This is a genomic window from Halomicroarcula saliterrae (genome assembly GCF_031624395.1).
GTDB lineage: Archaea > Halobacteriota > Halobacteria > Halobacteriales > Haloarculaceae > Haloarcula > Haloarcula saliterrae.
In genome coordinates, this window is record NZ_JAMQON010000001.1 from 575,907 (window position 1) to 601,388 (window position 25,482).

Here is a 25,482-nt window from a genome sequence, read left to right on the forward strand (position 1 = left end):
CCGACGGGGGTCAGAACGCGCTGGCGTCGACGCTCCCGACGTACTTCCGGGCCGCTGCGTAGCCGAGAAGGGCCACCGCCAGCGTGCCCCAGACGGTCGCGTAGGTCGACAGCGTCGGGCTGTCGACGGCGAGTTTGGCGACCGTCGTCGCCGGATGCTCGGGCAGCACCACCGCGGCACCGAACACCACGAGCGTCAGCACCGAGTACAGCAGCTGTGCGGGCCGGCGTTTGCCGGTGGCGACGCCCAGCACGACGCCGATGGTGACGACCAGCGCCGCGACGGCGGTGACGAACAGGAGGATGACGGAGACGTTCGCCACGCGGATGCCGTTGACCGACAGCAGCAGTATCCACAGCAGCGACTGGGCCGGCGCGAGCAGCGCCATCCCGAGGGCCTTCCCGTCGACGATGTCGAGCAGGGAGACGGGCGCGACGCGCAGCAGCTCCAGCGTTCCGCGCTCCATCTCCTCGGTGATGGTGTCGACGGCCACCGACCCGCTGATGAACGCCGGGAGGAAGAGGAGGAGCGGAATCAACACCGTGTAGGTGAACCCGAAGTAGGGGCTGGCGCTGATCTCCGGCGGGAGCGGGACGGGGTCGTTCTCCAGCGAGCCGGTCCGCTCGAAGCGCTCCTGGCGCTCCAGCGTTTCGAGCACTCGCCGGACGTTGACGACGATGAGCGTAGAGCGGATGGAGCCCTCGGGGATGCGAGCCGTCACCTCGATTCGCTCCCCACCGTCCTCGCCCGGGACGTATCTGGCGTTCAACAGGGCGTCGGCGCGGCGCTGCTCGAACGCGAGCTGTGCCGTCTCCGGCTCTTCGTACGCCGTGGTCGCGGCGCTCTCGTGTTCGGCGGCCGCTTCGAGCAGCTCGTCGCGGGCGTCGCCGGTGACGGCCATCTCGACCTCGCCGGTCGAGACGGAGCCGGGGTCGTACAGCGAGGTCAGCCCGACCACGAGAAACGAGGAGAAGCCGGCCACGAACAGCTGGATGAGCAGGGCCAGCACGATGGTCTTCTCCCGGGAGAGCGAGCGCACGTCCCTGCGGGCGACGACGAGCCGGGGGTCCCGATACCACGGGCGGTCGTCACGCAAGGGCGCTCACCACCGTGAGGTTGTAGCCGAAGTGAACGACGACCGCCACCCCGACGCCGGCGACGTAGGGCCAGCGACCCCGCCGGGCGCCCACCGAGGAGATAGCGGCGGTCACCGCGTGCAAGGCGAGCGGGGCGAAGAGAAACAGGAGCGCGACGGCCCACAGCGGGACGCCGGCCGGCGGCGTCGCCCCCTGGACGGCGGCGTTCCCGATCGGGAGGCTCTCCAGGTCGGAGAGCCGGACGATCAGCAGCCCCTTCTCGGCGATAAAGAAGCCCAGCCCGGAGAGCGCGCCCAGTCCGATAGCCGACCGGAGCGTCCGCTCGTACCGTGCGTGTGCGTAGCCGGCGTAGATGTGGAGGCTCTTGCCGAGTTCCTCGACCACGGCGACGACGCCCAACACGAGGACGATGCCCAGTGACTGGTTCGTCCCGAAGACGTTCAGCGTCACGGAGTCCAGCACGAACAGGAACGCGATAGCGACCAGTTCGGCGACGATGACGAACGGGATGAGCAGGGCGCTCATCTTCAGCGCGCTCCGTCGCGTCTTGATGCGACCCGCGAGCGCGTCGAGCACCTTCAGCGGAATCGAGCGCTGCGTGAACATGTCCTCCTCGCGGTACAGGCCCGCGCCCAGCCCGAACAGCACTAGCGCGGTCACCAGCGGCGGAATCGTCGAGAACGCGAACTCGCCGAGCGTTATCGGCCGGCCCGTGAGGTCCATCACGACCAGCGTCAGCGGCGAGATGAGCGCGATGGGCGTCACGTCGGTGAAGATGGCGGGCACGAAGGCATAGGAGGTCAGCGTCACCGTGATGGTGACGGTGACGAAGGTCAGTTCCTTGAACGAGCGGGCGAACATCGCGCCACAGAACGTCGCCGAGAGGAACAGCAGCGCGATGGGCAACACCGCGAGGACGGCTATCGGGCTCCCGCTCGGGGCGACGCCCGAAAAGCGCAACAGGGCGGTGATTGCCGTCGCGACTCCCATCGCGCCGAGGAAGTACGGGAGCGTCTTCCCGCCGATGATGTCACCGCGCGAGGCGGGCGTGACGAGCAGCAGTTCGCCGCGGCGGTTCAGCCGCTCCGAGAGCATCGAGGAGCCGTAGGCCTGGATGACGAAGTTCATCGGCACGATGTAGAGGAAGGCGAGCACGAGCGACTCGAACGGGAACGGCGGCGAGATATCGCCCGGCGTCCCGCCCTGCACGTCGCCGGTGAGCCGGGCGCCGATGCCGCCGAGGCTCGCCCCGCCACCGCCGGCGGGGGTGGCTGCCTGGCCGTCCGTCCCGCCCGCACCGCCGGCCTCGGTCCCACCGGTGCCGTCCGCTCCCGCTGACGGCGTCGTCTCGCTGCCCCCGTCGGTCGTCGTGCCGTCACCCCCGTCGGCGGTGCGGGTGTCCAGCGGGCTCGTCCCGTTTTGCTCCTGATAGACGAGCGTCACCGACACCGGGAACGCCGCGGTCTGGTTGGCCTCGCGGGCCAGGGTGCGGTCGTTGTACGATTCGGCGCTCCCGCGGAAGGCTTCGAGCGCCGCGGCCTGCTTCCCGGTCTCCGGGGCGCCGACCAGCCCGGTCCCGTAGAAGGTGAGGTCCTGGTCGCCCCGCCGGAGCGCCTTCGGATCGGGTTCTTGGGCGCGGAAGCTGGGGTCCGCGTCGGCCACCGCGTAGTACGGGCTCGACTCCTCGACGCCGACGCGGTAGATGTCAGCCTCCAGCCCGGAGCCGCTCCCGCTGGCCGCGACGGCCGCGACGCTCCCCATCGCGAGGATAGCCAGGACCATCACGACGATGGTCTGTTTGTCCACGCCACCCGCGTTCTTGGTCACCTCCCACTTCGCGACTCGCAGCAGCTTCGACGGCTGCATCTACTCGGCGTCCTCCCCGACGTAGCGCGTCCCGCGGGTGCCGGCCTCGGCCACGTTCAGGAACACCTCTTCGAGACTGGACTCCTCGGTTCGGATATCGACCACCCGCCCGCCCGCGCTCTCCGCGGCGGTGCGGGTCGCCTCGACGGCGTCCATGCTCTCGACGACCCGCCGGTAGTTGCCGTTCTCCTTGACCGCGTCCGGCACGTCGACAGTGGTGTAGACGGTGTAGCGCGTCTCGCCGTATTCGGCCTGCAGTTCGTCGAGGTCGCCCCGGGCGACTATCTGTCCCTCGTTCATGATGGCGACCCGGTCACAGATCGACTCGACGTGAAAGAGGTTGTGCGCGGAGAAGACGATGGTTTTGCCCTCTTCTGCGAGCTGTTCGGTGAACTCGATGACGTAGTTGGTCGTCAGGGGGTCCAGCCCGGAGGCGGGCTCGTCGTAGATGAGCACGTCCGGGTCGTTGATGAGCGAGCGGGCGATGGCGACTTTCCGTTTCATCCCCTTCGACATGTCGCCGAGTTTGCGCTCCCTGTGTTCGAGCTGGAGCTCGTCCAGCGTCTCGTGCATCCGCTCGTCGGCCACGTCGCCGGGCACGTCGTAGAGGTCCGCGAAGAACTGCAGATACGAGATGGGCGTCATCTCCTCGTACAACGGTGACTCCTCGGGGAGGAAGCCGAGCTGCTGGCGCATCTCCGTCGTCTCGGTGTCGAGACCGGCTATCTCGGCGGTGCCCCCCGTCGGTTCGAGCAGCCCCGCGAGCATCTTCAGGGTCGTCGTTTTCCCGGCCCCGTTGGGACCGATGACCCCGAACACCTCGCCCTGGTCGACCGAGAACGTGCTCCCCTCAACGGCGAGGAAGTCGCCGTACTCCTTGCGAAGGTCGCGGGCTTCGATCATCTGGCAAGCGATTATGACCGGACTAACCTATACTTTGGTACCGTTCTATCCGTTCTGATAATACTTCGCTCGCTCGTCGGGACCACCTACGCCCCGAACGGACGCCCGATGGTCGCCGGCTCGTCGCGGCTCCGGTCGAGACCGTCCGGCTCCCTTCGAGATACCGTCGTGTGAGAACTACCGGTGGACGTGGCCCGACGCCGCGCCACCGGACATTTCGCGGCGGCCCACCCTGCCGGCGCCGTCGTCGGGTTCGAGCTCCCGCCCGCCGCTGTCGGCTACGTGCCCGTGTGCCAGCGGGCCTGTGGACACGTCGGCGCGCTCGCCGGCCGCTCCGCTGGCCAACGTGAACAGTTGAGACCGTCGAGAACTACTGCTTGGCGACTCTCGCGTCAGATACCTGGTGGATGTCGTCGTCGATACCGCTCCCGTCGCAGTCGTCGTTCGGGCATCGATAGTGCCATCCGTCCTCCGTCGCCGCCCGCTCGGTGAACCGACCGCCGCACTCGTCGCAATACAGCTGGCCCGCAGAGCACGTATCGAGGTGGAGTTCGAGCTGCAGTTCCGTGCTGAACGTCCGCTTGCAGTTCCGGCAGGTGTGGGGCATACCAGAATGTTCATATTCCGCCCTTATAGCTACACCGGAACGTTCAGAACGCCGTCCCGGACCGCGAGAAACGCTTTGTTATCGGCACGGTTGCATCAACTCCGCCCAGTTCTCGGGCGGCAACTGCATCCGGGATACCGGTTCGGTTACCCTACCCGTGGTCACGTGGGCCTGACATCGAACCTTGCGCCGCCCGCGTCGCTCTCGCCGGCGACGATATCCCAGCCGTGAGCCGTCGCGACGCTGGCGGCGACGAACAGGCCATAGCCCTCGCCGTCGCGGGCCGTCCCGTACCCCTGCTCGAACACCCGCTCGTACTCACCGTCCGGGATGCCCGGGCCGTCGTCGGCGACGTAGAAGCCACGCTCCGTGCTCCCGACGGTGACGGTCACGTCGTCCCCGGCGTGGGTCAGAGCGTTCTCGAAGAGCCGTTCGAGGACGAGATGCAGGCAGTCGGGGTCGGCCTCGACGGTCTCTGTCACCTCGACGCGAAGCTGTGTCGCCCGGCCCCCCAGCTCCGACCACACCTGACTCACCATCTCGGCCAGGTCGACGGTCTCGACGCCCTCGATGGGGCCGGCGACCGTCGCGACCGTCGACAGCTCCGCGAGCAGGGACTCCACCCGCTCCACGGAGCGCTGGATGGCGTCGCTGTGGGGTCCGTCGTCGTCCAGCAGTTCGAGGCGGCCGGTGACGACGTTCAGCGGGTTCTTCGCGTCGTGGGCGAGCGCCCCGACGATCGTCTTCCAGCGCTCGGCCTGGACGGCCCCGTCCATCGCCGGCGTCCTGACGTGGGCCCGGATGCGAGCGCCGAGCTCGCCGGCCCGGTCGTCAGTCCACGCCGCGAGGTACTCCGTGACACCGGCCGACAGCGCCCGCTCGACGCGCTCGGGGGCCACGCGCTCGCTGACCAGCAAGACGGGCAGGGTCCACCCGTCGGCTCGGACTCGCCTGAACGTCTCGATACCGTCGTGTTCCGGCGGGCTGTCGACGACGACGAGCGCGTCGGCGTCGGCTACACCGTCTCCCAGCAGCTCACCGGCGGCGACGGCGACGGCTTCGAGTCCGGTTGCTGCCTCTAGCGTCGCCGCCAGCGACCCCATGTCGGCGGCGTCCACCCCTGTCACTATCACGTGCCGGTCTGGGTCCCATCCACTCATTCCCTTACCAATTAGAAACCTGGGTAAAGAATCCGTCGGCCGGACAGAGGGGGTCTTCGGCGGCTCTGCTCGCTGGCCGGATACAACCGGCCAGCGGGCGCCGTCTCTTTATAGCAATACGTCGGCGGCTCTGCTCGCTGGCCGGATACAACCGGCCAGCGGGCGCCGTCTGTTTATAGCAATACGTCGGCGGCTCTGCTCGCTGGCCGGATACAACCGGCCAGCGGGCGCCGCCGACCTATAGTAGGTCTTCCACGTGTTCGGCTACCTCTTCAGGGGTGTCGCCGACCGCGACGCCGTTGTCTTCCAGTGCCGATATCTTCGACTCGGCGGTGCCCGTCCCCGACCCGGAGACGATGGCGCCGGCGTGGCCCATCCGCTTGCCCGGCGGCGCGGTCCGTCCGGCGATGAAGCCGGCGACCGGCGTGTCCATGTGCTCGCCGATGTAGCGGGCGGCCTCCTCCTCGTCCTCGCCGCCGATTTCACCGCACATGGCGACGACGTGGGTGTCGGGGTCGGCCTCGAACAGTTCGAGGGCGTCGACGAAGTCCGTCCCGATGATGGGGTCGCCGCCGATACCGATGGCCGTCGACTGGCCGAGACCGCGCTCGGTGAGGTTGTCGACGACCTGGTAGGTCAGCGTCCCCGACCGGGAGACCAGACCGACGTTGCCCGACGAGAAGATGTTGCCCGGCAGGATGCCGAGCTTGGCGACGCCCGGCGTGATGAGACCGGGACAGTTGGGACCGACCAGATGCGTGTCGGTCTCCTGTAGCTTGCGGTAGACGCGAGCCATGTCCTGGGTCGGGATGCCCTCGGTGATGGCGACGACGAGGTCCACGCCGGAGGCGTCGAGCGCCTCGAAGCACGCGTCACCGGCGAAGGCCGGCGGCACGAACACGACGGAGGCGTTGGCGTCCTCCTCGCGGGCCGCCTGCTCGACGGTGTCGTACACCGGCACGCCGGCGACCTCCTGCCCGCCCTTGCCCGGCACCGCGCCGGCGACGACGTTGGTGCCGTAGTCGAGCATCTGTTCGGTGTGGAACTTCCCTTCGCCGCCGGTGATTCCCTGTACAACGACCCGTGTGTCTTCGTCGACTAGAACGCTCATTCTTCTTCCTCCTCCGCGTAGCTGACCGCCCGCTGGACGGCGTCCTCCAGCGTGTGTTCGACCGTCACGAGGTCTTTGTTCAGAATCTCCATGCCCTCCTCGGCGTTGGTCCCGGCCAGCCTGACGGTGACGGGCTTGGGAATCTCGTCGAACTGCTCCAGGGCCTGATTGATGCCGTTTGCCACCTCGTCGCCGCGGGTGATACCCCCGAAGATGTTGAAGACGACCGAATCGACGTTGTCGTCGGAGAACACCATATCGAGCGCGTTGGCGATGCGGTCGGCCTTCGCGCCGCCGCCGACGTCGAGGAAGTTCGCGGGCTCGCCGCCGTAGTAGTCCACGAGGTCGAGCGTCGTCATCACGAGGCCCGCACCGTTGCCGATGATGCCGACGTTCCCCGAGAGGCGGACGTAGTCGAAGCCGTACTCGTCGGCCTTCTGTTCGAGCGCGTCGCCCTCACTCGCCTCCTCGCCCATCTCGGCGAGCTCCGGCTGTCGGAACAGCGCGTCGCCGTCGATGTTCATGACGGCGTCGGCCGCGACCACGTCGCCGTCGCTCGTAATCATCAGGGGGTTGACCTCGACGTCGGCGCCGTCGCGGTCGTCCCAGAGCTGGTACAGCGTGCCCAGCACGCTCGCCACGTCGTTGGCGACCTCGCGGTCGACACCGGCGTCGTAGACGGCCTTGCGGGCCTGGAACGGGTGCATCCCGAAGGCGGGGTCGATGTGTTCCCGCGCGATGGCCTCGGGGGTCTCCTCGGCGACCGATTCGATGTCGACGCCGCCTTTCGTCGACACCATGGCGACGGGCCGGCCCTCGCCGCGGTCCATCGTCACGCCGACGTACAGTTCGTTGACGAAGTCGACGGCCTCCTCTACGAGCACCTTCGAGACGTGGAACCCTTTGAGGTCCATCCCGAGGATGGACTCTGCGGCCTCGCGCGCCTCGTCGGCGTCGTCGACGAGTTTGATGCCGCCGGCCTTCCCGCGGCCGCCGACGTGTACCTGTGCCTTGATAGCGACCGGATAGCCGATATCCTCGGCCGCGTCGACGGCGTCGTCGACTGTCTCGGCCAACGTGGACGCGGGTGTGGGGACGCCCGCGTCGGCGAAGACCTGTTTCGCCTGGTATTCATGCAATCGCATGTCATGCTGATGGGCGGGGCGGCGCGGTTTAAATCCGTCTTTCGCGGACGGGCTGGCCGCCAGTGGAGATGCGAGGTTCGTACAGAAATACGGCGTAGAACCGAACGTTCTGATACGGAACTACCGTCCTCGTGACGATGACTCGGAGTTACGCCGCGGAACGGTCCCGGCCGTCGCCCCAGCGCGCTCTGGCCCGCAAAACGCCCCAGCCGACGAGCAACAGCGCCTGATGCAGTACCGATCCGAGTACGACGGCCCCGACGGCGCTCGCGAAGACAACCCACGCTGGGGTCCCCTGGGCCAGCAACACGGCGAGCACGATAGCGGCGGCCAGCGCGCCGTTGCGGAGGGCACAGAACCACTCAGCGGTGAGGACCTCGGTGACGCTGGCCTCGGCTGTGTCGTCGTCAGTGAGCCGGTCGAAACACATCGGAGACCGCTACGGACCGGGAAAAGGTAAATCCCCGCCGAACTGCCTGCGCGTTCAGGGCAGGAAGTCGGCCTGACAGCGCCGGCAGGTACACATGCCGTACCGGTCCGTACAGAGGCGTTCGTTCTCACAGAGCTCGCACTCGGTTATCTCGCCGTACCGGGGCCCGTCGTCGGACGTGTCGTTGGTGTACGCCGAGACACCGTGTTTGGCGCGATCCATTGGAGCGTGAAACTGTAGGCCATCCAACCTTATAACCCCAATTTTCCCGTGGTGGTCGTCGGTGTACACTACCGTCTCGGGGCTGTGCTCGGCTGTCCGTCACGGTTTTGTCCGTCCTGTCACAGCTACAGCTATGGACGAACAGGCGCTCGATGCCCTCGCCGACGACATCCGGACCGCCGACAGCACCGTGGCGCTCTCCGGCGCGGGCGTCTCGACGGCCTCGGGCATCCCTTCCTTCCGCGGCGAGGACGGTATCTGGCAGGAGTGGGACCCCGACGCCTTCCACCGGCGGCGTCTCGACGCCGACCCGGCGGGGTTCTGGCGGGACCGCAGCGACCTCCGGTCGGCGCTGTCGGGCGACGACCCGGAACCGAACGCCGCCCACGCTGCTCTGGCGACGCTGGAGGCGCGGGGGCAGCTCGATGCCGTGCTGACGCAGAACGTCGACGGCCTCCACACCGCCGCCGGGAGCGACCGCGTCGTCGAACTCCACGGCACGAACCGGCGGGTGCGCTGTGACGACTGCGGCGTGACCGAACCGGCCGAGCCAGTGTTCGAGCGAGTGCGGGAGGAAATCGACGCCACGGGCCCGAAATCGAGTTCGCTGCCACCGCGGTGTGACTGTGGCGGCGTCTACCGGCCCGACGTGGTGCTGTTCGGGGAGTCGCTGCCCGACGCGGCGCTCGACCGCGCCCAGCGGCTCGCTCGCGAGAGCGACGTGTTCCTGGCAGTCGGCTCCTCGCTGTCGGTGCGACCCGCAGCGCTCCTGCCCCGAATCGCCGTCGACGCGGGCGCGACGCTAGCGGTCGTCAACTTCGAGGAAACGCCCCGCGACGGGGACGCGGACTACCTGCTCCGGGCGGACGTGACGGCCGTCCTCCCGGCTATCGCGGACCGGCTCTAGAGCTCGACGCTGCCCGGGATGAGGCTCCGCTGGCGCAACAGGCCGCCCTCGTCGTCGTACACCAGCAGCACCTCCTTCTCGTAGACCAGCGACTTCCCACCGCTGTCGGTCAGCCGGACCTCGTACTCGCCGTCGCCGTCGTGGCGCTGGGCGGCAGTGACGAGCGCGTCGACCTCGCTGACGGGCGCGGCCACCTCGAAGATGAACTCGCCGGTCATCCGGTCCGTCAGCGAGAGGACCCCGGTCTCGCTGTCGGCCTGGTGGCGGAAGGCGACGTCTAACTCGCTCGATTCGAGGGTCGCTTCCGCCGTCTCGGTGAGGCGGTCCCGGAGACCGCCCGACGGGCCCGTATACTCGATCGCTACCGTGGGGATACCGTCATCGCCTGGTTCCGGCCGGACGTCGATGGTGAAGTAGTCGCGCCTCATTCGGTTGTCGGTGCTTGGATGGCCGTCCCAAAGAACGTATCGGCGCTGTCACTATCTGGCCGCTGACCGGTAGCTTTTACACAGTCGCCGGTACTCGTGCAAACAGCATGGCGTGGGTCAAATCCGAGTACGCCGGTGAACTGGCGGTGTTGTCGACGTGGCTCGTGGCCATCGCCCCCTGGTCCGTCTCCCTCTTCGGCGGCGGCCAGTTCACGGGCGTCGTCTTCCGCTTTCTCCCCTTCCGACTGCAGTATCTGTTCGGTATCTCGGTGCCGAACGAACTCACCTTCCTCTGGGCGTGGGAGGCCGCGACGATTCAGCAGGGACCCACCACACTCGCCGCGTACCTCTGGACGGCCGTCGTCGAGCAGAACTACACCGTGCTCGCCGGCCTTCTCTGGACCGTCGGGCTGGCCGTGTTCGCCGTCGCCTTCCTCGCCAGCGTCGTCTACTACGTCCGCGAGGAACGCTTCGCGGCGGCGCTGCCCCTCGACCCTGTCCGACTGTTCGGCGGCCTGCTCGGACTCGTCGGCCTCCTCACGGTCGTCGGGACGGTCTTCCTCAACCTCACCGGCGGGTTCGCCGGGACGACGGTCCCGGTCGGCGCGCTCTTCGCGCCCGTTCTCTCGTATCTGTTGCTCACCGTCGACCGGGCGTGACAGCGCCAGTTCGGGCTCGTGTACTCGTGTGGCGCGACCGGCGTGTCGGGTGACGGAACTCGCAGTTACACAACTGAGAATTGGCGAGCGAATTTTAAGTAGGTGGCCACCAAAGCGTGTTCATCCACGGTTTCCATCTCTCGACCGATGTCTGACCACGAGACCCCCGACCCCGGTGACAGCGTCCGGAACCCGCTGGGTCGGATACAGGACTGGCTCTCCCGGACGGCGACGGTCCTGTCGGGGACCGCGGTCCCGGAGTCCAACTACGACCCCGGTCGCCACGGGACACTCACGCAGTTCGACGGCCTCGACGGGTACGAGGAGCTAGACCGGTACTGGCTCAACGCCCCCTTCGCCTTCGCCTCTATCAACCGCGACCCCGAGACCGACGAGAAGCGCTATCGAGTCGTCGAGCCCACCCTCGCGGAGTTCGAGTCCGAACTGCTCGACCGGCTCTACGAGGATATCCGCGGTCCTCTCATCTACCGGGAGGCGGTCGATGCCGACCCGGAGACGGCTCTGCGGGAGGAACTGCGCGACCGGCTGGAGGAGTACGGCGTGGTCATCGAGGCCGAGACGTTTTACCGGCTGTTCTACTATCTCTACCGCTCGTTTCAGGGGTACGGGCTCATCGACCCCCTGATGTACGACCCGGATATCGAGGACATCTCCTGTGACGGGTCTGACCTCCCCATCTTCGTCTATCACGACGCCTACACCGACATCGAGACGAACATCGTCTACGACGAGGCGGAGCTGAACAACTTCGTCATCCAGCTCGCCCAGCGGTCGGGTCGGCACGTCTCTATCTCGGACCCCGTCGTCTCGACGACGTTGCCCGACGGGTCGCGGATCGAACTGGCGCTGGGCGAGGAGGTCACCCCCCGCGGCTCGGCCTTCACTATCCGGAAGTACGCCGACGAACCGTTCACTCCGATAGATCTCCTCGAGTTTGGCACCTTCTCCCTGGAGATGCTCGCCTACCTCTGGCTGGCCATCGAGTCCAACAAGTCCCTCCTCTTCGCTGGCGGGACGGCGGCCGGCAAGACCACGTCGATGAACGCCTTGGCGATGTTCATCCCGCCGCGCTCGAAAGTCCTGACCATCGAGGACACCCGCGAGCTGTCGCTGTACCACGACAACTGGCTCTCCTCGGTGACCCGGGAACGGCTCGACGACTCGGACATCACGATGTACGACCTGCTTCGGTCGGCGCTGCGGCACCGACCGGAGTACATCATCGTCGGCGAGGTCCGCGGCGAGGAGGCCATCACGCTGTTCCAGGCGATGAACACCGGTCACACGACGTTCTCGACGATGCACGCGGACTCGGTCCAGACGGTCATCAACCGGCTGGAGAACGAGCCCATCAACGTCCCCAGACCGATGGTTCAGAGCCTCGACATCCTCTGTGTGCAGGTGCTCGCTCGCTCGGGCGACGAGCGGGTCCGGCGCGCGAAGACGCTGGCCGAAATCGAAGGCATCGACCAGCGCACCGGCGAGCTCGACTACTCCACGACCTACGCCTGGCAGGCCACGGGCGACCGGTTCCAGGAGCGAAACAGCGAACTGCTCGACGAAATCCGCGAGGGACGGGGGTGGAGCCAGTCCCGGCTACTCACCGAAATCAACGACCGCGAGCGCTTCCTGACGTACCTCCGCGAGCAGGGGGTCAACGACTACCGGCGCTTTACCGCGATGGTCAACAAGTACTACGCGGACAAGGAGCAGGTGATGGCCCGAATCGGCTCCGCCGAGACGGTGTAAGATGGCGCTGAACCCGCTGGGACTGGCGCCGCTGGTCCTCGTCGTCGGCGTGCTGGCGCTGGCCTTTCTGGCGTCGGCCAGCGACGCGGTCGACCGCCGGCTCACGCGAATCGCCCGGCGGCTGTTCGGCCGATACGTCACGCCCTCGGCCGAGCGCGAGCGCCAGCTAGAGGCCGCCTACATCGGCCAGTCGTACCGGGCGTACGCCGCCCGGACGTACCTCTTTACCGGGCTTGGCGCGGTCGGGGGCGCCGTCGCCGGCGCCTACGCTGTCGGCGGGTTCCTGCTGCTGGTCCCCACCATCGTCGACCTCATGCTGGGGCTGCCCCGGACGATGGTCAACGCCCTCGGAATCAGGGGGTTCGAGCTCGTCCTCTCCAGCACCCAGACGCTGGCTATCCTCGTCGCGAGCGGTGTCGTCTTCGGCGGCATCACCGCCGGACTCACCTACGTAATGCGCTGGGAGCGGCCGAGAAACAGGGCCGCTGTCCGCCGGCGCAACATCGACGCGGGGATGGCCCGGACCATCGCGTTCATGTACGCGCTCTCCCGGGGCGGGATGTCGTTTCCCGACGTGATGGCGGTTCTGGCGGACAACGAGGAGATATACGGGGAGAACGCGCGGGAGTTCGGCGTCGCCGTCCGGGAGATGGACCTGTTCGGTCGCGACATGATAACGGGCATCAAGCGGATGAACGCGCGGACCCCCAGCGAACGGTTCAAGACCTTCTCGGAGAACCTCTCCAGTGTCCTGCAGAGCGGCCAGTCGCTCTCGTCGTTTCTCCACAACCAGTACGAGCGCCACCAGGAGGAGGCCGCCGAGCGCCAGGAGGACTTACTGGAGTCGCTGGCGACGATTGCCGAGGCCTACGTCACCATCTTCGTCGCCGGCGTCCTCTTTCTCATCACCATCCTGCTGGTGTTCGGGCTGACCACGACGGACACGCTCGCCTTTCTCCAGTTACTCGGCTATCTGGCCATTCCGCTGGCGAACCTCGGGTTCATGGTGTACCTGACCCAGAAGCTGTCCGCGCTGGGCATCGGTGACACCGGGACGACGACAGCGCTCGACCGGGCGAAGACGGCCACGCTCGGGCGGCCCGCGGACGCCACCTCCCCGACCGGGATGGCCGACGGCGGCACCGTTCGGGAGGCGGACCCCAACTGGGCGCGGCTCCGGTTCCACGACAGGCTGGAGTCGGTGAAGGCGATGGCCCGGTCGCCGGCACGGGCGCTCGTCTGGCACCCGTCCCGGGTGCTCTACCTCTCGGTCCCCGTCGCGCTCCTGCTGTTTGCCGTCCGGGTCCCCGAGGCCTTCCAGACGAGCTCGGTCAACATCCGGCTGCTCGATGACCTTATGGTCCAGTCGCTGCTGGTGGTGCTCGGCTCGTTTGCGGTCGTCCGGACGATTTACAGCCGGCGGGTCAGCAAGATCGAATCGGCGACGCCCGAACTGCTCGAACGGCTCGCGAGCCTCAACGAGGCCGGCATGACCATCGTCGAGAGCCTCCGGCGGGTCCGCGGCAGCGACGTCGGCGTGCTCTCCCCGGAGGTCGACCGCATCTGGGCCGACATCAGCATGGGAGCGAACGTCGACGACGCGCTGGTACGCTTTGGCCGCCGCATCCGCACCACGTCGATCTCGCGGGTGGTGACGCTGCTGACGAACGCGATGCACGCCTCGGGCCAGCTGGGGTCGGTGCTGCGAATCGCGGCCACGCAGGCCCGTGCCGACCACCGGCTCCGCAACCGGCGGCGCCAACAGATGCTGACGTATCTGGTCGTCATCTACATCTCCTTTTTCGTCTTTCTGGTTATCATCGTGGCCGTCCAGGAGGTGCTGGTCCCGGCGCTGCCCTCCTCCGTGCCGACGCCCGATTCCACGAACCGGCTCGCGGTCAACGTCGACCAGTTCGCCCGGCTCGGACAGGTGGACAAGGCCGCGTACACGATGGTGTTCTTCCACACGGCGCTCATTCAGGCCGTCCTGACCGGCTTTATCGGCGGCCAGCTCGGCGAGGGGAGCCTGAAAGACGGGGCGAAACACGCCGCCGTCCTGCTGGGCATCGCGTACGTCGCGTTCGTCCTGCTGTCTTCGCCGGTGGCCTCGATGACCGTCCAGGACGCGAGCGTCTCGGACGGTCAGCTGACCGTCGACTCGACCTCGATGTCCAGTGGCGGGTTCGTCGTCGTCCACGCACAGGACGCGGACGGCGAGGTCATCGGCGTCTCCTCGTACCTCGAAGCGGGCTCACATTCGGACGTGAAGATCACACTCGACAAACAACCGCCGGACGGTCAGCCGCTGGTCCTCGTCGCCCATCAGGACACCAACGACAACCGACAGCTGGACTACGACTTCGAGCGGCCCGGCGACACCGACCGTCCGTACGCGGCCGCCGGCCAGAGCGAGTTCACGTCTATCGAGGTCACGCTACGGGAAGAAGAGTAGGCAGCGGGGGAGGGCTGCTCGCGTCAGCGGGGGGACCGCCTCACGCCCAGAGGTCGTCGAGCGCGGCGGCGACTGCTTCGGAGGCCGACTGGACACCGACGTGGCCCGCTCTCCCGATGTGACGGTCTGCATCCGGTCGGGCATCGCTCCGCAAGTCCCTGACCCGTAATCCTCCGGCCGTTTAAATATCATCCCGGTCGACGGCCAGTGCCAGCCACGTCGCCGAGACTGTTCCTCGACGGGCCGGGTCTGGGCGCGACGCAGGCGTTCGGACGGCGCAGGTGCGTAGACCTTTAGTCGGCTGTCTCCTACTGCGTCCCATGACCATCCGTCACGACGATATCACCGCCGAGTGGCTCGGTTACGCGACGCTCCGACTGGCGAGCGACGACACCGTCGTCTATCTCGACCCCGGCCGCTACGGCGTGCTCACCGGGGAGTGGGCGCCCGACTCACCGGATATCGGCCATCCGCCGGCACGGGAGTACGCGCCCCGGGACGGCGATATCGTCTGCGTGACACACGTCCACCACTACGACCCGGACGCAATCCGACGGGTCGCGAGCGAGGACGCCACCGTCGTCGCGTTCGATGGTATCAACGTCCACGCCACCGACCGCGACCTGGACCGGCTCGCCGACCTCGACTACGAGGTCCGGACGGTGTCGATGGAAGACGAGTGTCTCGTCGACGACGTGCCCATCTGGACGATGCCGGCGTACAACCGCGAAGACGGGCCGAACGTGGACGCCAACGGGGACCCGATACACCCGAAAGGCATCGGCTGTGGCTTCCTCCTCTCGCTCGCCGACACCCGGGTGTTCTGGCCCGGCGACACCGACGTACTGGCGGGCCACGCCGAGCTCGACGTCTCGCTCTTTGTCCCCTCCATCGCGAGCAGCTACACGATGGACCGCCACGACGCCGCCGACCTCGCCGAGGCGCTCGACCCGGACCTGGTGCTCCCGATTCACTACAACACGTTCGAGGCGCTCGAAGCCGATTCGGGTGCGTTCGCAGAGGACGTGGCGAAACGGGGCGTGCCGGTCGTGCTTGACGAGCAGTAGCGCTCGGGCGCATCTATTCTGTTTCCCGACATATCTCTAATTCTGAAAATTCATTTGTATCGACAACTAAATCCCCCCCGGATGACCGACCAGCTCGACGACCTCGACCGAGAGATTCTCCACATCCTCCAGGTGGACGCGCGCCGGCGCACCGACACGGATATCGGCAAGGAGTTGAACGTCTCCGGCACGACCGTCGCGAATCGTCTCGACGCCCTCGAAGAGGGCGGCATCATCCGCGGCTACCACCCGGAAATCGACTACGAGATGGCGGGCTACCCGCTCGTCGTGCTGTTCATCTGTACGGCGCCGATAGCCGACCGGGAGCGCCACGCGCAACGCTCGCTCGACGTGCGCGGCGTCGTCAACGTCAAGCAACTGCTCTCGGGCGAACAGAACCTCCACATCCAGGCCGTCGCGGAGAGCACGACCCGAATCGAGGAGATATCCGAGCAGCTCGACGCCGAGGACCTCCGTATCGTTCGGAGTGACATCCTTTCCTACGAGTCGGTCCAGCCCTGGAACCACTTCGCCCGGATGGAGGACACGGACATCGACTCCGATACGTAGGGGCTACCCTCCCGTTTCGGACACTACCACAGCTGCCGGTTGAGAACCTCGACCTACCGGCACGCTGTAGCGTACATCTCACGTCCGGCACGCAGGATTTTACACAGTTCTTGACAAAACAGTTGTATTACTCAAAAGTTAATTGTTTCTGACTAACAACACTAATGCGTGTTCGTCACCGAGTCCGTTTTGATGTCAGTCGCCGATACCAGAACCCTTTCGGAGCTCTTCGAACTGCTCAGCCACCCGCGGCGCCGGTACGTACTCCACCTGCTTCAGGACAGCAACGGAGTTGTCAGCGTGCAAACACTGGCGAAGCGAATCGCGATGTGGGAGGATACCGACTCCAGGACCCGACCGAGCGTCGTCGCGGTCGAGTCCGTCAGGGTGTCGCTCCACCACACTCACCTCCCGAAACTCGCCGACTCGGGGACGCTCACTTACGACACGGCACAGGGGCGCATCGAACCGAACGGACAGAGCGTCTCGGATCTCCTCATCGACAGCGAACTGCGGACGGAACGGCACTCTGTGCAGTCGGCCGGTCGGTAACGCAGCGGCACCGTCTCACGAGACAGCGACCCTACAGCACGCCCATCTCAGTGAGCCGTTCCGGGATTCTTCCAGTCGCGACACCTCGATGCGTGTCAGATGACGCCCATCTCGGTCAGTCGCTCAGGAAGATACGTGTCCGTCACGAAGTCCAGCCCGCGCGAGGCGAGCGCCTGCTGTTCGGCCTTCTTCCCGATGTCGAGTTGCAGCTCTATCTGCTCTCTCCAGAACTCCGTCTGGAAGCGGGGGTCCTCCAGCTCGGACTCCAGGGCGTTGATGTCGGAGTCGGCGAGCGGGTCCGTCGGGAGGTCGTACTCCACGATATCGGCGGGGCGGATGCCGACGAACTGGGCTTCGGGCGTCGCCAGATACTCCGAGAGGTGTGCGGACTTGATGGAGCCGTAGGCCACCGAACCGTAGATTCGGTACGACCACGGGTCACCGTCAGTGAAGACCACTACGGGGAGGTCGAGTTCGTCGTGGAGCCGCTTGGTGATGCGCCGGGTCGCCCGGGCCGGCTGGCCCTTCAGGTGGACGACGATGACGTTGTACTCCTCGTCGAACCCGTTCTCGACGAGCCGGTCCCGCATCCCGCCGGTCTCCACGCACAGCACGAAGTCGGCGTCGTTCTCCAGGAACTCGATGGTGTCGGGGTTGTTGGGAATCTGGTAGCCACCCTCGCCGACGTCTTTCTGACAGTGAATCTCGCGTTCGCCCCGGCGGGTCTGTTCGCGCAGTTTCAGCGGGCCCATGATGGTCGCACCGGACTCCTCCGGGCGCATGTGGAAGTCCTCGCGGGTCACGTCCGAGACGATTTCGAGGTCCTCGATGAGGTCGTTGGACTCGTCCTGACTGTTGAACTGCGCCTCTTCGAGGTCCCACGACTCCGAGAGGTAGTACAGTTCACGCAGGGTCGACGAGCGGTCCTCCTCCAGTTGCTGTGCGAGGAAGTCGATGGCGTAGGTCGCTTTCAGCAGCTTCTCGGCCCCCGAGACGGTCTTGGCCGACCGGGTGGATTTCCGGTCGCCGTACACCCACACCGATTTCTCCTCGTCGTACTCGATGTTGGATTTCGTCCGGGTGGGAATCGACATCGTCGGCACGTCCCCCTCGGCGAACTGGTCGTAGAACTCCGACGCGAGGTCGATGAGCTTCTCGCGTGCCACCTCTTCCTGTGTCTTTGTCTCTGAACTCATAGGTCAGGCGTCCACCGTCAGTTTCTCCGCTTCGATGCCGTCGACCGAGACGGTGAACTCGGCCTCGTCGTCCACGCTGTACTCCAGTACCGCTCGCTCGCCGGCCGGGACGGTCGGCGACCACTTCACGAACCACTCGCCGTCCATCTCCAGGACCTGTGCGCCGTTGGTCTTCCGGGGCTCGACGCTGACGATGTCGGTCACGTCCAGTTCGGCGTTGGTGTCGTCGTTGTTCTCGACGACGAGTTTCACCGTGTCGCCCTCGACCTCCCGCTCGACCAGGACGTTGTTCATGATGCGGGCGATGGAGTCGTCGATGTTCAGCTCGTCGCTCCCCGTCACTTCGGTGAGCTTCTCGGCCATCTCGGGGAGGATAGTCGCCAGCTTGTCCTGTTTCTCCCGGCGCTGTTGCATCGAGCGCCGCTTGTTGAGGTAGCTCTTGAGCTCGCGGGCGGCCTCCCGGATGGCGAGCTCTATCTCGTCTTCCATCTCGGGGACGTTCGCGATGGCGTCTTTCGATTCGCTGGTGAAGGGGACGTTCGTGGAGGCGACGTGGACCATGATGACCGCCGGCCCGTTCGGGATGCCCGACCCGCCGGGCTGGTCCAGGTTGTAGTTGCGCCAGTTGATGGACTTGACCACGTCCGTCGTGGCACAGGCACCCCGCTGGTACACCAGCGGAACGCGGTTGGCGAAGCGGCGCACCTCGACGCCGCCCTCGGCCGGGAGGTCCCCGCCGTAGGCGATACCGGCTTCGACGATGAACGGGTCGCCGCCGTGGACCGCCGCGTCCCGGGTGGAGGCGGCATAGAAGTCGGCGTCGTACTCCTTGCGGAGGCCGGACTCGACGAGCTCCGAGGTGATGGGTGCCAGACAGTCCGTCGGCGGCGCGATGATGTCCGTCTCGCGCATCGCGGTCAGGAACTCACTCGCCGTGTCGCGGTCGTCCGCGACCTCGCTGACCGTGGGCGGGTCGTCGGGGACGCCGCCGGCGACGCCCCACAGCTCGTCGACGATGTTCTCTCTCGCCGTCTCGCCGAAGGTCACGTCGTCCTGGTCTTCGGTCATGTCCGCGGCGCGGTCGACGTACTCGCGGAACCCCTCGCGTGTCAGCCGGTGGCGGCGCTCGTCGTCGCCCTCGGCGTCGGCCGGCGCTGTGAACTTCTCGGCGAGGCGGGAGGCGAGTCCCTCGACGGCCGCGTCGTCCTTCCGGACCGTCGTCGCGGCGTCGACGAGTTCGTAGAGGTCGCTCGACCGCTCGGCGGTCACGGCGGCCCAGGCCGCCTCGACCGCGTTCGCCCTGACCGTCGAGCCGAACGTGGTGTCGTGGTCCGCTTTGGCGTCCTCGGCCGCCGACTCGACGATGGCGACGATGTCGTGGTGGGCGACCCGGCCACGCTCCTCGATGGCGTCGGAGACGGCCGCGGCGAACTCGGCGGTGGCGGTCGCGCCCTTGTTGACGACCGCGTCTTCGACGGCTGCCTCGACGTCCGCCTCCTCGTGGTTCGCCGGGGGCGACCAGGCCATCCCGCGGCCGAAGTGGCGGTCGTTGAAGTTGGCGATGACGCTGTCGGCGGTCTTGGCGCCGACGCGGGTGAACTCGCCCTGCATGAACCCGGAGATGGAGTAGGAGTCGGTGGCGTCCAGCATCTTCAGCAGCGTCCCCAGTTCGACGCCGTGGGGATGCGGGCGAATCTCCTCTGTCTCGGCCGGGAGGTCCGCGCCCTCGGCGCGCTCGAACTTCAGCGACGTCTCCATGCCCGGCTCCTTGAACTCGATGCGGGCGTGGGGGTTGACGACAGCGGTGTCCTGAATGTAGTCCTGCAGGCTCGACCGGGCCCGCATGTTGGCCTCCATCTCCAGCTCGATGCGGGTGCCGTGGGGGCGTTCCCAGGAGGTGGACTCGTCGACGCTGATCTCGGGCTCGTTCGTATCGGTGTCGACGATGAGCTCGAAGTACTGCGCGTCGGCCTGTCCCTTGGGCCGGGAGGTTATCTTCGCGGGCTTGCCCGAGGTGAGCTGGGAGTAAAGCACCGCGGCGGAGATACCGATACCCTGCTGGCCGCGGTTCTGCTCGCGGGCGTGGAACCGGGAGCCATAGAGGAGCTTCCCGAAGATCTTCGGGAGCTGTTCTTTCGTGATACCGGGCCCGTTGTCCTCGACGATGAGGCGGTAGTAGTCACCGGCCTCCTGTATCTCGACGTAGATGTCGGGCAGGATACCCGCTTCCTCACAGGCGTCGAGCGCGTTGTCGACCGCCTCCTTGACGGCCGTGACCAGCGCCCGGGCCCCCGAGTCGAAGCCGAGCATGTGCTTGTTCTTCTCGAAGAACTCGGCGATGGAGATGGCCCGCTGGGACTGGGCCAGCTCCTCGGCGATGCCCTCCCCGTCGCCGAGTTGCGACTGAAACGAGGTCATTTCGTAGCGTAGGTACCGCCGTCGGGGTTAAAAGGTAATCGCCACCACGGTGAAACTGAACCGCCGCCGGCGGTGTGACCGCCTACCGGTAACGCTGTATTACGCCGCGCGTAAAGGCCGCCTACGACCCACACGTGGCCGGACAGCCCGGCGGTGACTAGCCGACGGCGTCGCCCGGTTTTCTCGGGTTGCGCACGCGCGTGCGGGAGTTTTATGACCCCACATCTACTAAGAGGAATCAGTTCCTATGTCAGGAGAGTCTGAAGAGTACGGCGCAAAGTCGATCCAGACCTTGGAAGGGCTGGAGGCCGTCCGAAAGCGGCCTGCGATGTATATCGGGTCGACCGACGCTAGGGGTCTCCACCATCTCGTCTACGAAGTTGTCGACAACGCTATCGACGAGGCCCTCGCCGGGTACTGTGACACTATCGGCGTAACTATCCACGACGACGGCTCCGTCTCCGTCAGCGACGACGGCCGGGGTATTCCCGTGGACGAACACGAAGAGCACGGCCGACCGGCCGTCGAGGTCGTGATGACCATCCTCCACGCGGGGGGGAAGTTCGACAACAAGTCCTATCAGGTCTCCGGTGGCCTGCACGGCGTCGGGGTCAGCGTCGTCAACGCCCTCTCGAAGTGGCTCGAAGTCGATATCAAGCGCGACGGCGCGCTGTGGCGCCAGCGTTTCGACCACGGCGAACCCGAGTACGACCTGAAGAAGGTCCGGGACCTCGACCCCGACGAGGAGACGGGCACCACCGTTCGGTTCTGGCCCGACGACGACATCTTCGAGACCGACGAGTTCACCTTCTCGACGCTACAGTCCCGACTGCGCGAACTCGCCTTCCTCAACTCCGGGGTCGCCATCAGTATCGAGGACGAGCGCGACGGCGCGAGCGAGACGTTCGAGTACGACGGCGGCATCCGCGAGTTCGTCGAGTACCTCAACGAGACCAAAGACCCGCTCCACCGCGACGTGGTCTACTTCGAGGACGAGGAAGAGATTCCCGAGGGGGTCGTACAGGTCGAAATCGCGATGCAGGGGACCGACGACCTCCAGGGGTCGATTCACGCCTTCGCCAACAACATCAACACGCGCGAGGGCGGCGACCACCTCACCGGGTTCAAGACGTCGCTGACACGCGTGGTCAACGATTACGCGACGGATAACGGCCTGCTGAAGGACCTCGACGACACCTTGAAAGGCGACGACATCCGCGAGGGCCTGACCGCCGTCATCTCGGTGAAACACCCCGACCCGCAGTTCGAGGGCCAGACCAAGACCAAGCTGGGCAACAGCGAAGTCCGAGGCATCGTCGAATCGGCCATGCACGACGGGCTCTCGACGTTCTTCGAGGAGAACCCCGACACCGCCGAGGCAATCGTCGGGAAGGCCGTCGAGGCCGCGAAAGCGCGCAAGGCCGCCAAGAAGGCCGAGGAGCTGACCCGCCGGAAATCGGCGCTCGACTCCACGGCGCTGCCCGGGAAACTGGCCGACTGCCAGACCCGGGACCCGGAGGACGCCGAGCTGTTCGTCGTGGAGGGCGACTCCGCGGGCGGGAGCGCGAAACAGGGCCGTAACCCCGAGTTCCAGGCCATCCTCCCCATCAAGGGGAAGATTCTGAACGTCGAGAAACACCGGCTGGACCGGATTCTGGAGAACAACGAGATACGGAACCTCATCACGGCGCTCGGAACGGGCATCGGCGACGAGTTCGACATCGAGGACCTGCGCTACGAGAAGATCATCATGATGACCGACGCCGACGTCGACGGGGCCCACATCCGGACGCTCCTGTTGACGCTGCTCTACCGCCACATGAAACCGCTCATCGAGGCGGGCTACGTCTACGCCTCCCAGCCGCCACTGTATCGCGTTCGCTATCGGGGCAACACCTACGACGCGATGACCGAGGCGGAACGGGACCGCATCGTCGAAGAGAAATGCGACGGCAACCCCACCCAGGTCCAGCGGTTCAAGGGCCTCGGTGAGATGAACCCCGAACAGCTCTGGGAGACGACGATGGACCCGGACAACCGGATTCTCAAACAGATCACCATCGAGGACGCCGCCGCGGCCGACAAGATGTTCAACGTTCTGATGGGTGACGCCGTCGAGCCCCGAAAGGAGTTCATCAAGGAGCACTCGCCCGAGGCGGAGTGGGTGGACATATGAGCTCGGACGTCCCCGACGACCCCGCTCCCGCCGACAGGGTCAAACACGTCCGCATCGAGGACGAGATGGAGCAGTCCTACATCGACTACGCGATGTCGGTCATCGCGGGTCGGGCCCTCCCCGACGTTCGGGACGGGCTCAAGCCCGTCCACCGGCGCATCCTCTATGCGATGCACGAGATGGGCGTCTCCTCGAACACCGCCCACCGGAAGTCCTCCTCCATCGTCGGCGAGACGATGGGTGACTACCACCCCCACGGGGACAGCGCCATCTACGACACGCTCGTGCGGATGGCACAGGACTTCTCGATGCGCTATCCGCTGGTCGACGGCCAGGGGAACTTCGGCTCGATGGACGGCGACCCGGCCGCGGCGATGCGCTACACCGAGGCCCGGATGGCCCCCATCGCCGAGGAGCTACTGGCGGACATCGAGAAGGACACGGTCGATTTCTCCAGTAACTACGACGACCGCCTGCAAGAGCCCGACGTGCTCCCGTCGAAGGTGCCCAGCCTGCTGCTGAACGGCTCCTCGGGCATCGCCGTCGGGATGTCGACGAACATCCCGCCCCACAACCTGGGCGAACTGGTCGACGCGACGACACACCTCATCCGGAACCCCGACGCGACCGTCGAGGACCTGATGGAACACGTCAAGGGCCCCGATTTCCCGACCGGCGGCAACATCGTCGGTCGCGACGCCATCTACTCGGCGTACGCCACGGGCCGGGGCCGCCTCAGAGTGCGCGCCGAATACGAGGTCGACCGCGAGGCGGGTCGCATCGTCATCTCCGAGCTCCCGTATCAGGAGAACAAGGCCCGCGTCGTCGAGCGCATCGCCGAGGACGTCACCGAGGGGAAAATCGAGGGCATCTCGGACCTGCGCGACGAGTCCGACCGCAACGGCGTCCGCGTCGTCGTCGAACTCAAGCGCGGCGCCAACATCGACGTGGTCGAGAACCGGTTGCTCGACCACCACCTCGAATCCACCTTCGGCGTCATCAACCTCTCGCTGGTCGACGGCCAGCCGAAGGTGCTGTCGCTGAAAGAGACGCTGGCCCACTACGTCGAGCACCGCCGCGAGGTCGTCCGCCGGCGCTCCGAACACGACCTCGAAGAGGCCGAGGACCGCGCCCACATCCTCGAAGGCCGGCTGAAGGCCCTCGAAAACGTCGAGGACGTGGTCGAGCTCATCCGCAACAGCGAGGACCGCGACGCGGCGCGGTCGGGCCTGCACGAGCAGTTCGACTTCTCCGAGGAGCAGGCCGCTCACATCGTCCGGATGCAGCTGGGCTCGCTCACCTCGATGGAAGCGGCCGAGATCGAAGACGAGTACGCGGACGTTCAGGAGACCATCGACTACCTCGAATCCGTGCTCGCCAGCGCGGAGAAGCTCGATTCGGTCATCGTCGACGAGCTCGAAGCGATGAAAGCCGAGTACGACGACGACCGCCGCACCGCCATCATCGAGGACGAAGGGCAGGTCACTCACGAGGACCTCATCCCCGAGGAGGACTGCGTCGTCGTCATCACCGAGGACGACTACATCAAGCGCATGCCCGTGGCGAACTTCGACCCGCAGAACCGCGGCGGGAAGGGCATCATCGGCGCCGACCCCAAGGAGGGCGACCGCGTCTCGAAGGTGTTCAGGGCCAACAGCCACGACTACCTGCTCTGTTTCACCAATCAGGGACAGGTCTACCGGCTGAAGACCTACGAGGTGCCCGAGATGTCCCGCACCGCCCGCGGGAAGTCGGCCATCAATCTACTCGACTTAGACGACGGCGAGGAGCTGACGGCCGTCGTCTCGACGGACGACTTCGACGACAACGAGTGCATCACGATGGTGACGCGGGACGGGTACGTCAAGCGGACCTGCTGTGACCAGTTCGAGAACATCCTCTCGACGGGTATCCGGGCCGCCAAGCTGGAGGACGGCGACGAACTCGTCGACGTGGACGTCACCGACGGCACCGGTGACCTCGTCATCGCGACGGAGCAGGGGATGACCATCCGCTTCGACGAGAGCGAGGTCAGCGAGATGGGGCGGTCGGCGCGCGGCGTCCACGGTATCAAACTGCAGGCGGACGACCACGTGGCCGCGATGGTCGCGACCACCGACGACGACCCGCGGTCGCTGCTGACGGTCACGAAGAACGGCTTCGGGAAGCGGACCGCCCTGGCGGAGTACCGGCCACAGTCCCGCTACGGACAGGGGCTCATAGACATCAAGACCGACGAGCGCAACGGCCGCGTCTCGACGGCCAAGGCCGTCACCGACGACGACAATCTGGTCATCATGTCCGAGCAGGGCCAGATTATGCGCATCCGGGCGGGCGACATCTCACAGGTCGGCCGCAACACGATGGGCGTGACCATCATGGAACTGGAAGCGGGCGACGGGGTCGCGAGCGTCACCGTGGTGCCGGCCGACGGTAGCGAGGAGTAACACCTCGCGCCGGCGGCTTCGACGCTGCCACAGTGCTCACACGGGACATCGAACTCGCGACGCGCGGCTTTTCTCACCCGCGTTGTTGCCGTGAGCGGCAGTCGGCGACAGCGGCCTCCAAGCACCAAAAACGTGTGTGGCAGTACCGACCGACAGCGAGGTGTGACGCGCTCTTTTCAGGCCGACTCCTCCGAGTGTCGCCCGGATACGGCCACGAACGCGCAGGCAAGCTGTAACAATACACAACTATCGCCGTGACAGACTCTCACTACGGAGCGGTGCGTTCCGACCGCTGGGGG

22 protein-coding genes are annotated in these 25,482 nt (G+C 66.4%); 9 read left to right on the top strand and 13 right to left on the bottom strand.

What is annotated here, in order from left to right; genetic code table 11:
* Positions 1-10 precede the first annotated feature (10 nt).
* The 10 genes from NDI56_RS03220 to NDI56_RS03265 form a co-directional block, all read right to left on the bottom strand.
* Positions 11-1,096, bottom strand: a complete 1,086-nt coding sequence (locus NDI56_RS03220) for an ABC transporter permease (RefSeq protein ID WP_310917983.1) — start codon at positions 1,094-1,096, stop codon at positions 11-13.
* Complete coding sequence (locus NDI56_RS03225) at positions 1,089-2,963, bottom strand: PrsW family intramembrane metalloprotease (protein WP_310917984.1); 1,875 nt, start codon at positions 2,961-2,963, stop codon at positions 1,089-1,091. Before NDI56_RS03225 ends, NDI56_RS03220 begins: the two co-directional genes overlap by 8 nt.
* Complete coding sequence (locus tag NDI56_RS03230; RefSeq protein ID WP_310917985.1) at positions 2,964-3,866, bottom strand: ABC transporter ATP-binding protein; 903 nt, start codon at positions 3,864-3,866, stop codon at positions 2,964-2,966.
* Between the two features lie 177 nt (positions 3,867-4,043).
* Complete coding sequence (locus NDI56_RS03235) at positions 4,044-4,211, bottom strand: hypothetical protein (protein WP_310917986.1); 168 nt, start codon at positions 4,209-4,211, stop codon at positions 4,044-4,046.
* A 25-nt stretch (positions 4,212-4,236) separates the two neighbouring features.
* Positions 4,237-4,473 carry an HVO_2901 family zinc finger protein gene (locus tag NDI56_RS03240; RefSeq protein ID WP_310917987.1) on the bottom strand — a complete coding sequence of 79 codons (237 nt, stop codon included), beginning with the start codon at positions 4,471-4,473 and terminating at the stop codon, positions 4,237-4,239.
* Positions 4,474-4,634: 161 nt separating this feature from the next.
* Positions 4,635-5,633, bottom strand: coding sequence for a sensor histidine kinase (locus NDI56_RS03245; protein ID WP_310917988.1), 999 nt, complete (start codon positions 5,631-5,633; stop codon positions 4,635-4,637).
* A 238-nt stretch (positions 5,634-5,871) separates the two neighbouring features.
* Positions 5,872-6,744 carry a succinate--CoA ligase subunit alpha gene (gene sucD / locus NDI56_RS03250; protein ID WP_310917989.1) on the bottom strand — a complete coding sequence of 291 codons (873 nt, stop codon included), beginning with the start codon at positions 6,742-6,744 and terminating at the stop codon, positions 5,872-5,874.
* Positions 6,741-7,889 (bottom strand): ADP-forming succinate--CoA ligase subunit beta, encoded by a 1,149-nt coding sequence (gene sucC / locus NDI56_RS03255; protein ID WP_310917990.1) that lies wholly within the window; start codon positions 7,887-7,889, stop codon positions 6,741-6,743. Before sucC ends, sucD begins: the two co-directional genes overlap by 4 nt.
* Positions 7,890-8,037: 148 nt before the next feature.
* Entirely contained in the window at positions 8,038-8,319 is a 282-nt protein-coding gene (locus NDI56_RS03260) for a hypothetical protein (RefSeq protein WP_310917991.1), read from the bottom strand.
* 54 nt (positions 8,320-8,373) lie between these two features.
* Positions 8,374-8,541 (bottom strand): hypothetical protein, encoded by a 168-nt coding sequence (locus NDI56_RS03265; RefSeq protein WP_310917992.1) that lies wholly within the window; start codon positions 8,539-8,541, stop codon positions 8,374-8,376.
* 133 nt (positions 8,542-8,674) lie between these two features.
* On the opposite strand from NDI56_RS03265, the gene NDI56_RS03270 reads away from it, so the two are divergent.
* Entirely contained in the window at positions 8,675-9,448 is a 774-nt protein-coding gene (locus tag NDI56_RS03270; RefSeq protein ID WP_310917993.1) for an NAD-dependent protein deacylase, read from the top strand.
* On the opposite strand, the gene NDI56_RS03275 is transcribed toward NDI56_RS03270, so the two are convergent.
* Positions 9,445-9,876 carry a DUF5793 family protein gene (locus NDI56_RS03275; RefSeq protein WP_310917994.1) on the bottom strand — a complete coding sequence of 144 codons (432 nt, stop codon included), beginning with the start codon at positions 9,874-9,876 and terminating at the stop codon, positions 9,445-9,447. The two genes, NDI56_RS03270 and NDI56_RS03275, sit on opposite strands and share 4 nt — an antisense overlap.
* Before the next feature lie 107 nt (positions 9,877-9,983).
* Here NDI56_RS03275 and NDI56_RS03280 point away from each other — a divergent pair, with 107 nt between their 5' ends.
* The 6 genes from NDI56_RS03280 (at position 9,984) to NDI56_RS03305 (ending at position 16,946) form a co-directional block, all read left to right on the top strand.
* Positions 9,984-10,535: a DUF7549 family protein gene (locus NDI56_RS03280; protein ID WP_310917995.1), complete on the top strand. Its 552-nt coding sequence runs from the start codon at positions 9,984-9,986 to the stop codon at positions 10,533-10,535.
* 147 nt (positions 10,536-10,682) lie between these two features.
* The gene (locus NDI56_RS03285) at positions 10,683-12,305 is read left to right on the top strand and encodes a type II/IV secretion system ATPase subunit (protein ID WP_310917996.1); all 1,623 of its coding nucleotides are present in this window, start codon (positions 10,683-10,685) and stop codon (positions 12,303-12,305) included.
* A gap of 1 nt (position 12,306) precedes the next feature.
* A complete protein-coding gene (locus NDI56_RS03290; RefSeq protein ID WP_310917997.1) occupies positions 12,307-14,757 on the top strand; it encodes a type II secretion system F family protein in 2,451 nt (816 codons plus the stop codon).
* Positions 14,758-15,077: 320 nt separating this feature from the next.
* Positions 15,078-15,824, top strand: a complete 747-nt coding sequence (locus tag NDI56_RS03295) for an MBL fold metallo-hydrolase (RefSeq protein ID WP_310917998.1) — start codon at positions 15,078-15,080, stop codon at positions 15,822-15,824.
* A gap of 81 nt (positions 15,825-15,905) precedes the next feature.
* On the top strand, positions 15,906-16,394 hold the full coding sequence (locus tag NDI56_RS03300; protein WP_310917999.1) for an Lrp/AsnC family transcriptional regulator: 489 nt from the start codon (positions 15,906-15,908) through the stop codon (positions 16,392-16,394).
* A 192-nt stretch (positions 16,395-16,586) separates the two neighbouring features.
* Positions 16,587-16,946 carry a DUF7344 domain-containing protein gene (locus tag NDI56_RS03305; RefSeq protein WP_310918000.1) on the top strand — a complete coding sequence of 120 codons (360 nt, stop codon included), beginning with the start codon at positions 16,587-16,589 and terminating at the stop codon, positions 16,944-16,946.
* A 95-nt stretch (positions 16,947-17,041) separates the two neighbouring features.
* On the opposite strand, the gene NDI56_RS03310 is transcribed toward NDI56_RS03305, so the two are convergent.
* Positions 17,042-18,142, bottom strand: a complete 1,101-nt coding sequence (locus NDI56_RS03310) for a DNA topoisomerase IV subunit A (protein ID WP_310918001.1) — start codon at positions 18,140-18,142, stop codon at positions 17,042-17,044.
* 3 nt (positions 18,143-18,145) lie between these two features.
* The gene (locus tag NDI56_RS03315) at positions 18,146-20,560 is read right to left on the bottom strand and encodes a DNA topoisomerase VI subunit B (protein ID WP_310918002.1); all 2,415 of its coding nucleotides are present in this window, start codon (positions 20,558-20,560) and stop codon (positions 18,146-18,148) included.
* A gap of 247 nt (positions 20,561-20,807) precedes the next feature.
* Between NDI56_RS03315 and gyrB the strand changes: the two genes are divergently transcribed.
* Both gyrB and gyrA read left to right on the top strand, forming a co-directional pair.
* The gene (gene gyrB / locus NDI56_RS03320) at positions 20,808-22,736 is read left to right on the top strand and encodes a DNA topoisomerase (ATP-hydrolyzing) subunit B (protein WP_310918003.1); all 1,929 of its coding nucleotides are present in this window, start codon (positions 20,808-20,810) and stop codon (positions 22,734-22,736) included.
* The gene (gyrA, locus tag NDI56_RS03325; RefSeq protein ID WP_310918004.1) at positions 22,733-25,183 is read left to right on the top strand and encodes a DNA gyrase subunit A; all 2,451 of its coding nucleotides are present in this window, start codon (positions 22,733-22,735) and stop codon (positions 25,181-25,183) included. The genes gyrB and gyrA overlap by 4 nt, the downstream gene beginning before the upstream one ends.
* Positions 25,184-25,482 lie beyond the last annotated feature (299 nt).

Coding starts and splice junctions, on each gene's coding strand:
- NDI56_RS03225 (WP_310917984.1), bottom strand. CDS start 2,963: ATGCAGCCGTCGAAGCTGCTGCGAGTCGCGAAGTGGGAGGTGACCAAG.
- NDI56_RS03230 (WP_310917985.1), bottom strand. CDS start 3,866: ATGATCGAAGCCCGCGACCTTCGCAAGGAGTACGGCGACTTCCTCGCC.
- NDI56_RS03240 (WP_310917987.1), bottom strand. CDS start 4,473: ATGCCCCACACCTGCCGGAACTGCAAGCGGACGTTCAGCACGGAACTG.
- NDI56_RS03245 (WP_310917988.1), bottom strand. CDS start 5,633: ATGAGTGGATGGGACCCAGACCGGCACGTGATAGTGACAGGGGTGGAC.
- sucD (WP_310917989.1), bottom strand. CDS start 6,744: ATGAGCGTTCTAGTCGACGAAGACACACGGGTCGTTGTACAGGGAATC.
- sucC (WP_310917990.1), bottom strand. CDS start 7,889: ATGCGATTGCATGAATACCAGGCGAAACAGGTCTTCGCCGACGCGGGC.
- NDI56_RS03260 (WP_310917991.1), bottom strand. CDS start 8,319: ATGTGTTTCGACCGGCTCACTGACGACGACACAGCCGAGGCCAGCGTC.
- NDI56_RS03265 (WP_310917992.1), bottom strand. CDS start 8,541: ATGGATCGCGCCAAACACGGTGTCTCGGCGTACACCAACGACACGTCC.
- NDI56_RS03270 (WP_310917993.1), top strand. CDS start 8,675: ATGGACGAACAGGCGCTCGATGCCCTCGCCGACGACATCCGGACCGCC.
- NDI56_RS03275 (WP_310917994.1), bottom strand. CDS start 9,876: ATGAGGCGCGACTACTTCACCATCGACGTCCGGCCGGAACCAGGCGAT.
- NDI56_RS03280 (WP_310917995.1), top strand. CDS start 9,984: ATGGCGTGGGTCAAATCCGAGTACGCCGGTGAACTGGCGGTGTTGTCG.
- NDI56_RS03285 (WP_310917996.1), top strand. CDS start 10,683: ATGTCTGACCACGAGACCCCCGACCCCGGTGACAGCGTCCGGAACCCG.
- NDI56_RS03290 (WP_310917997.1), top strand. CDS start 12,307: ATGGCGCTGAACCCGCTGGGACTGGCGCCGCTGGTCCTCGTCGTCGGC.
- NDI56_RS03295 (WP_310917998.1), top strand. CDS start 15,078: ATGACCATCCGTCACGACGATATCACCGCCGAGTGGCTCGGTTACGCG.
- NDI56_RS03300 (WP_310917999.1), top strand. CDS start 15,906: ATGACCGACCAGCTCGACGACCTCGACCGAGAGATTCTCCACATCCTC.
- NDI56_RS03305 (WP_310918000.1), top strand. CDS start 16,587: ATGTCAGTCGCCGATACCAGAACCCTTTCGGAGCTCTTCGAACTGCTC.
- NDI56_RS03310 (WP_310918001.1), bottom strand. CDS start 18,142: ATGAGTTCAGAGACAAAGACACAGGAAGAGGTGGCACGCGAGAAGCTC.
- NDI56_RS03315 (WP_310918002.1), bottom strand. CDS start 20,560: ATGACCTCGTTTCAGTCGCAACTCGGCGACGGGGAGGGCATCGCCGAG.
- gyrB (WP_310918003.1), top strand. CDS start 20,808: ATGTCAGGAGAGTCTGAAGAGTACGGCGCAAAGTCGATCCAGACCTTG.
- gyrA (WP_310918004.1), top strand. CDS start 22,733: ATGAGCTCGGACGTCCCCGACGACCCCGCTCCCGCCGACAGGGTCAAA.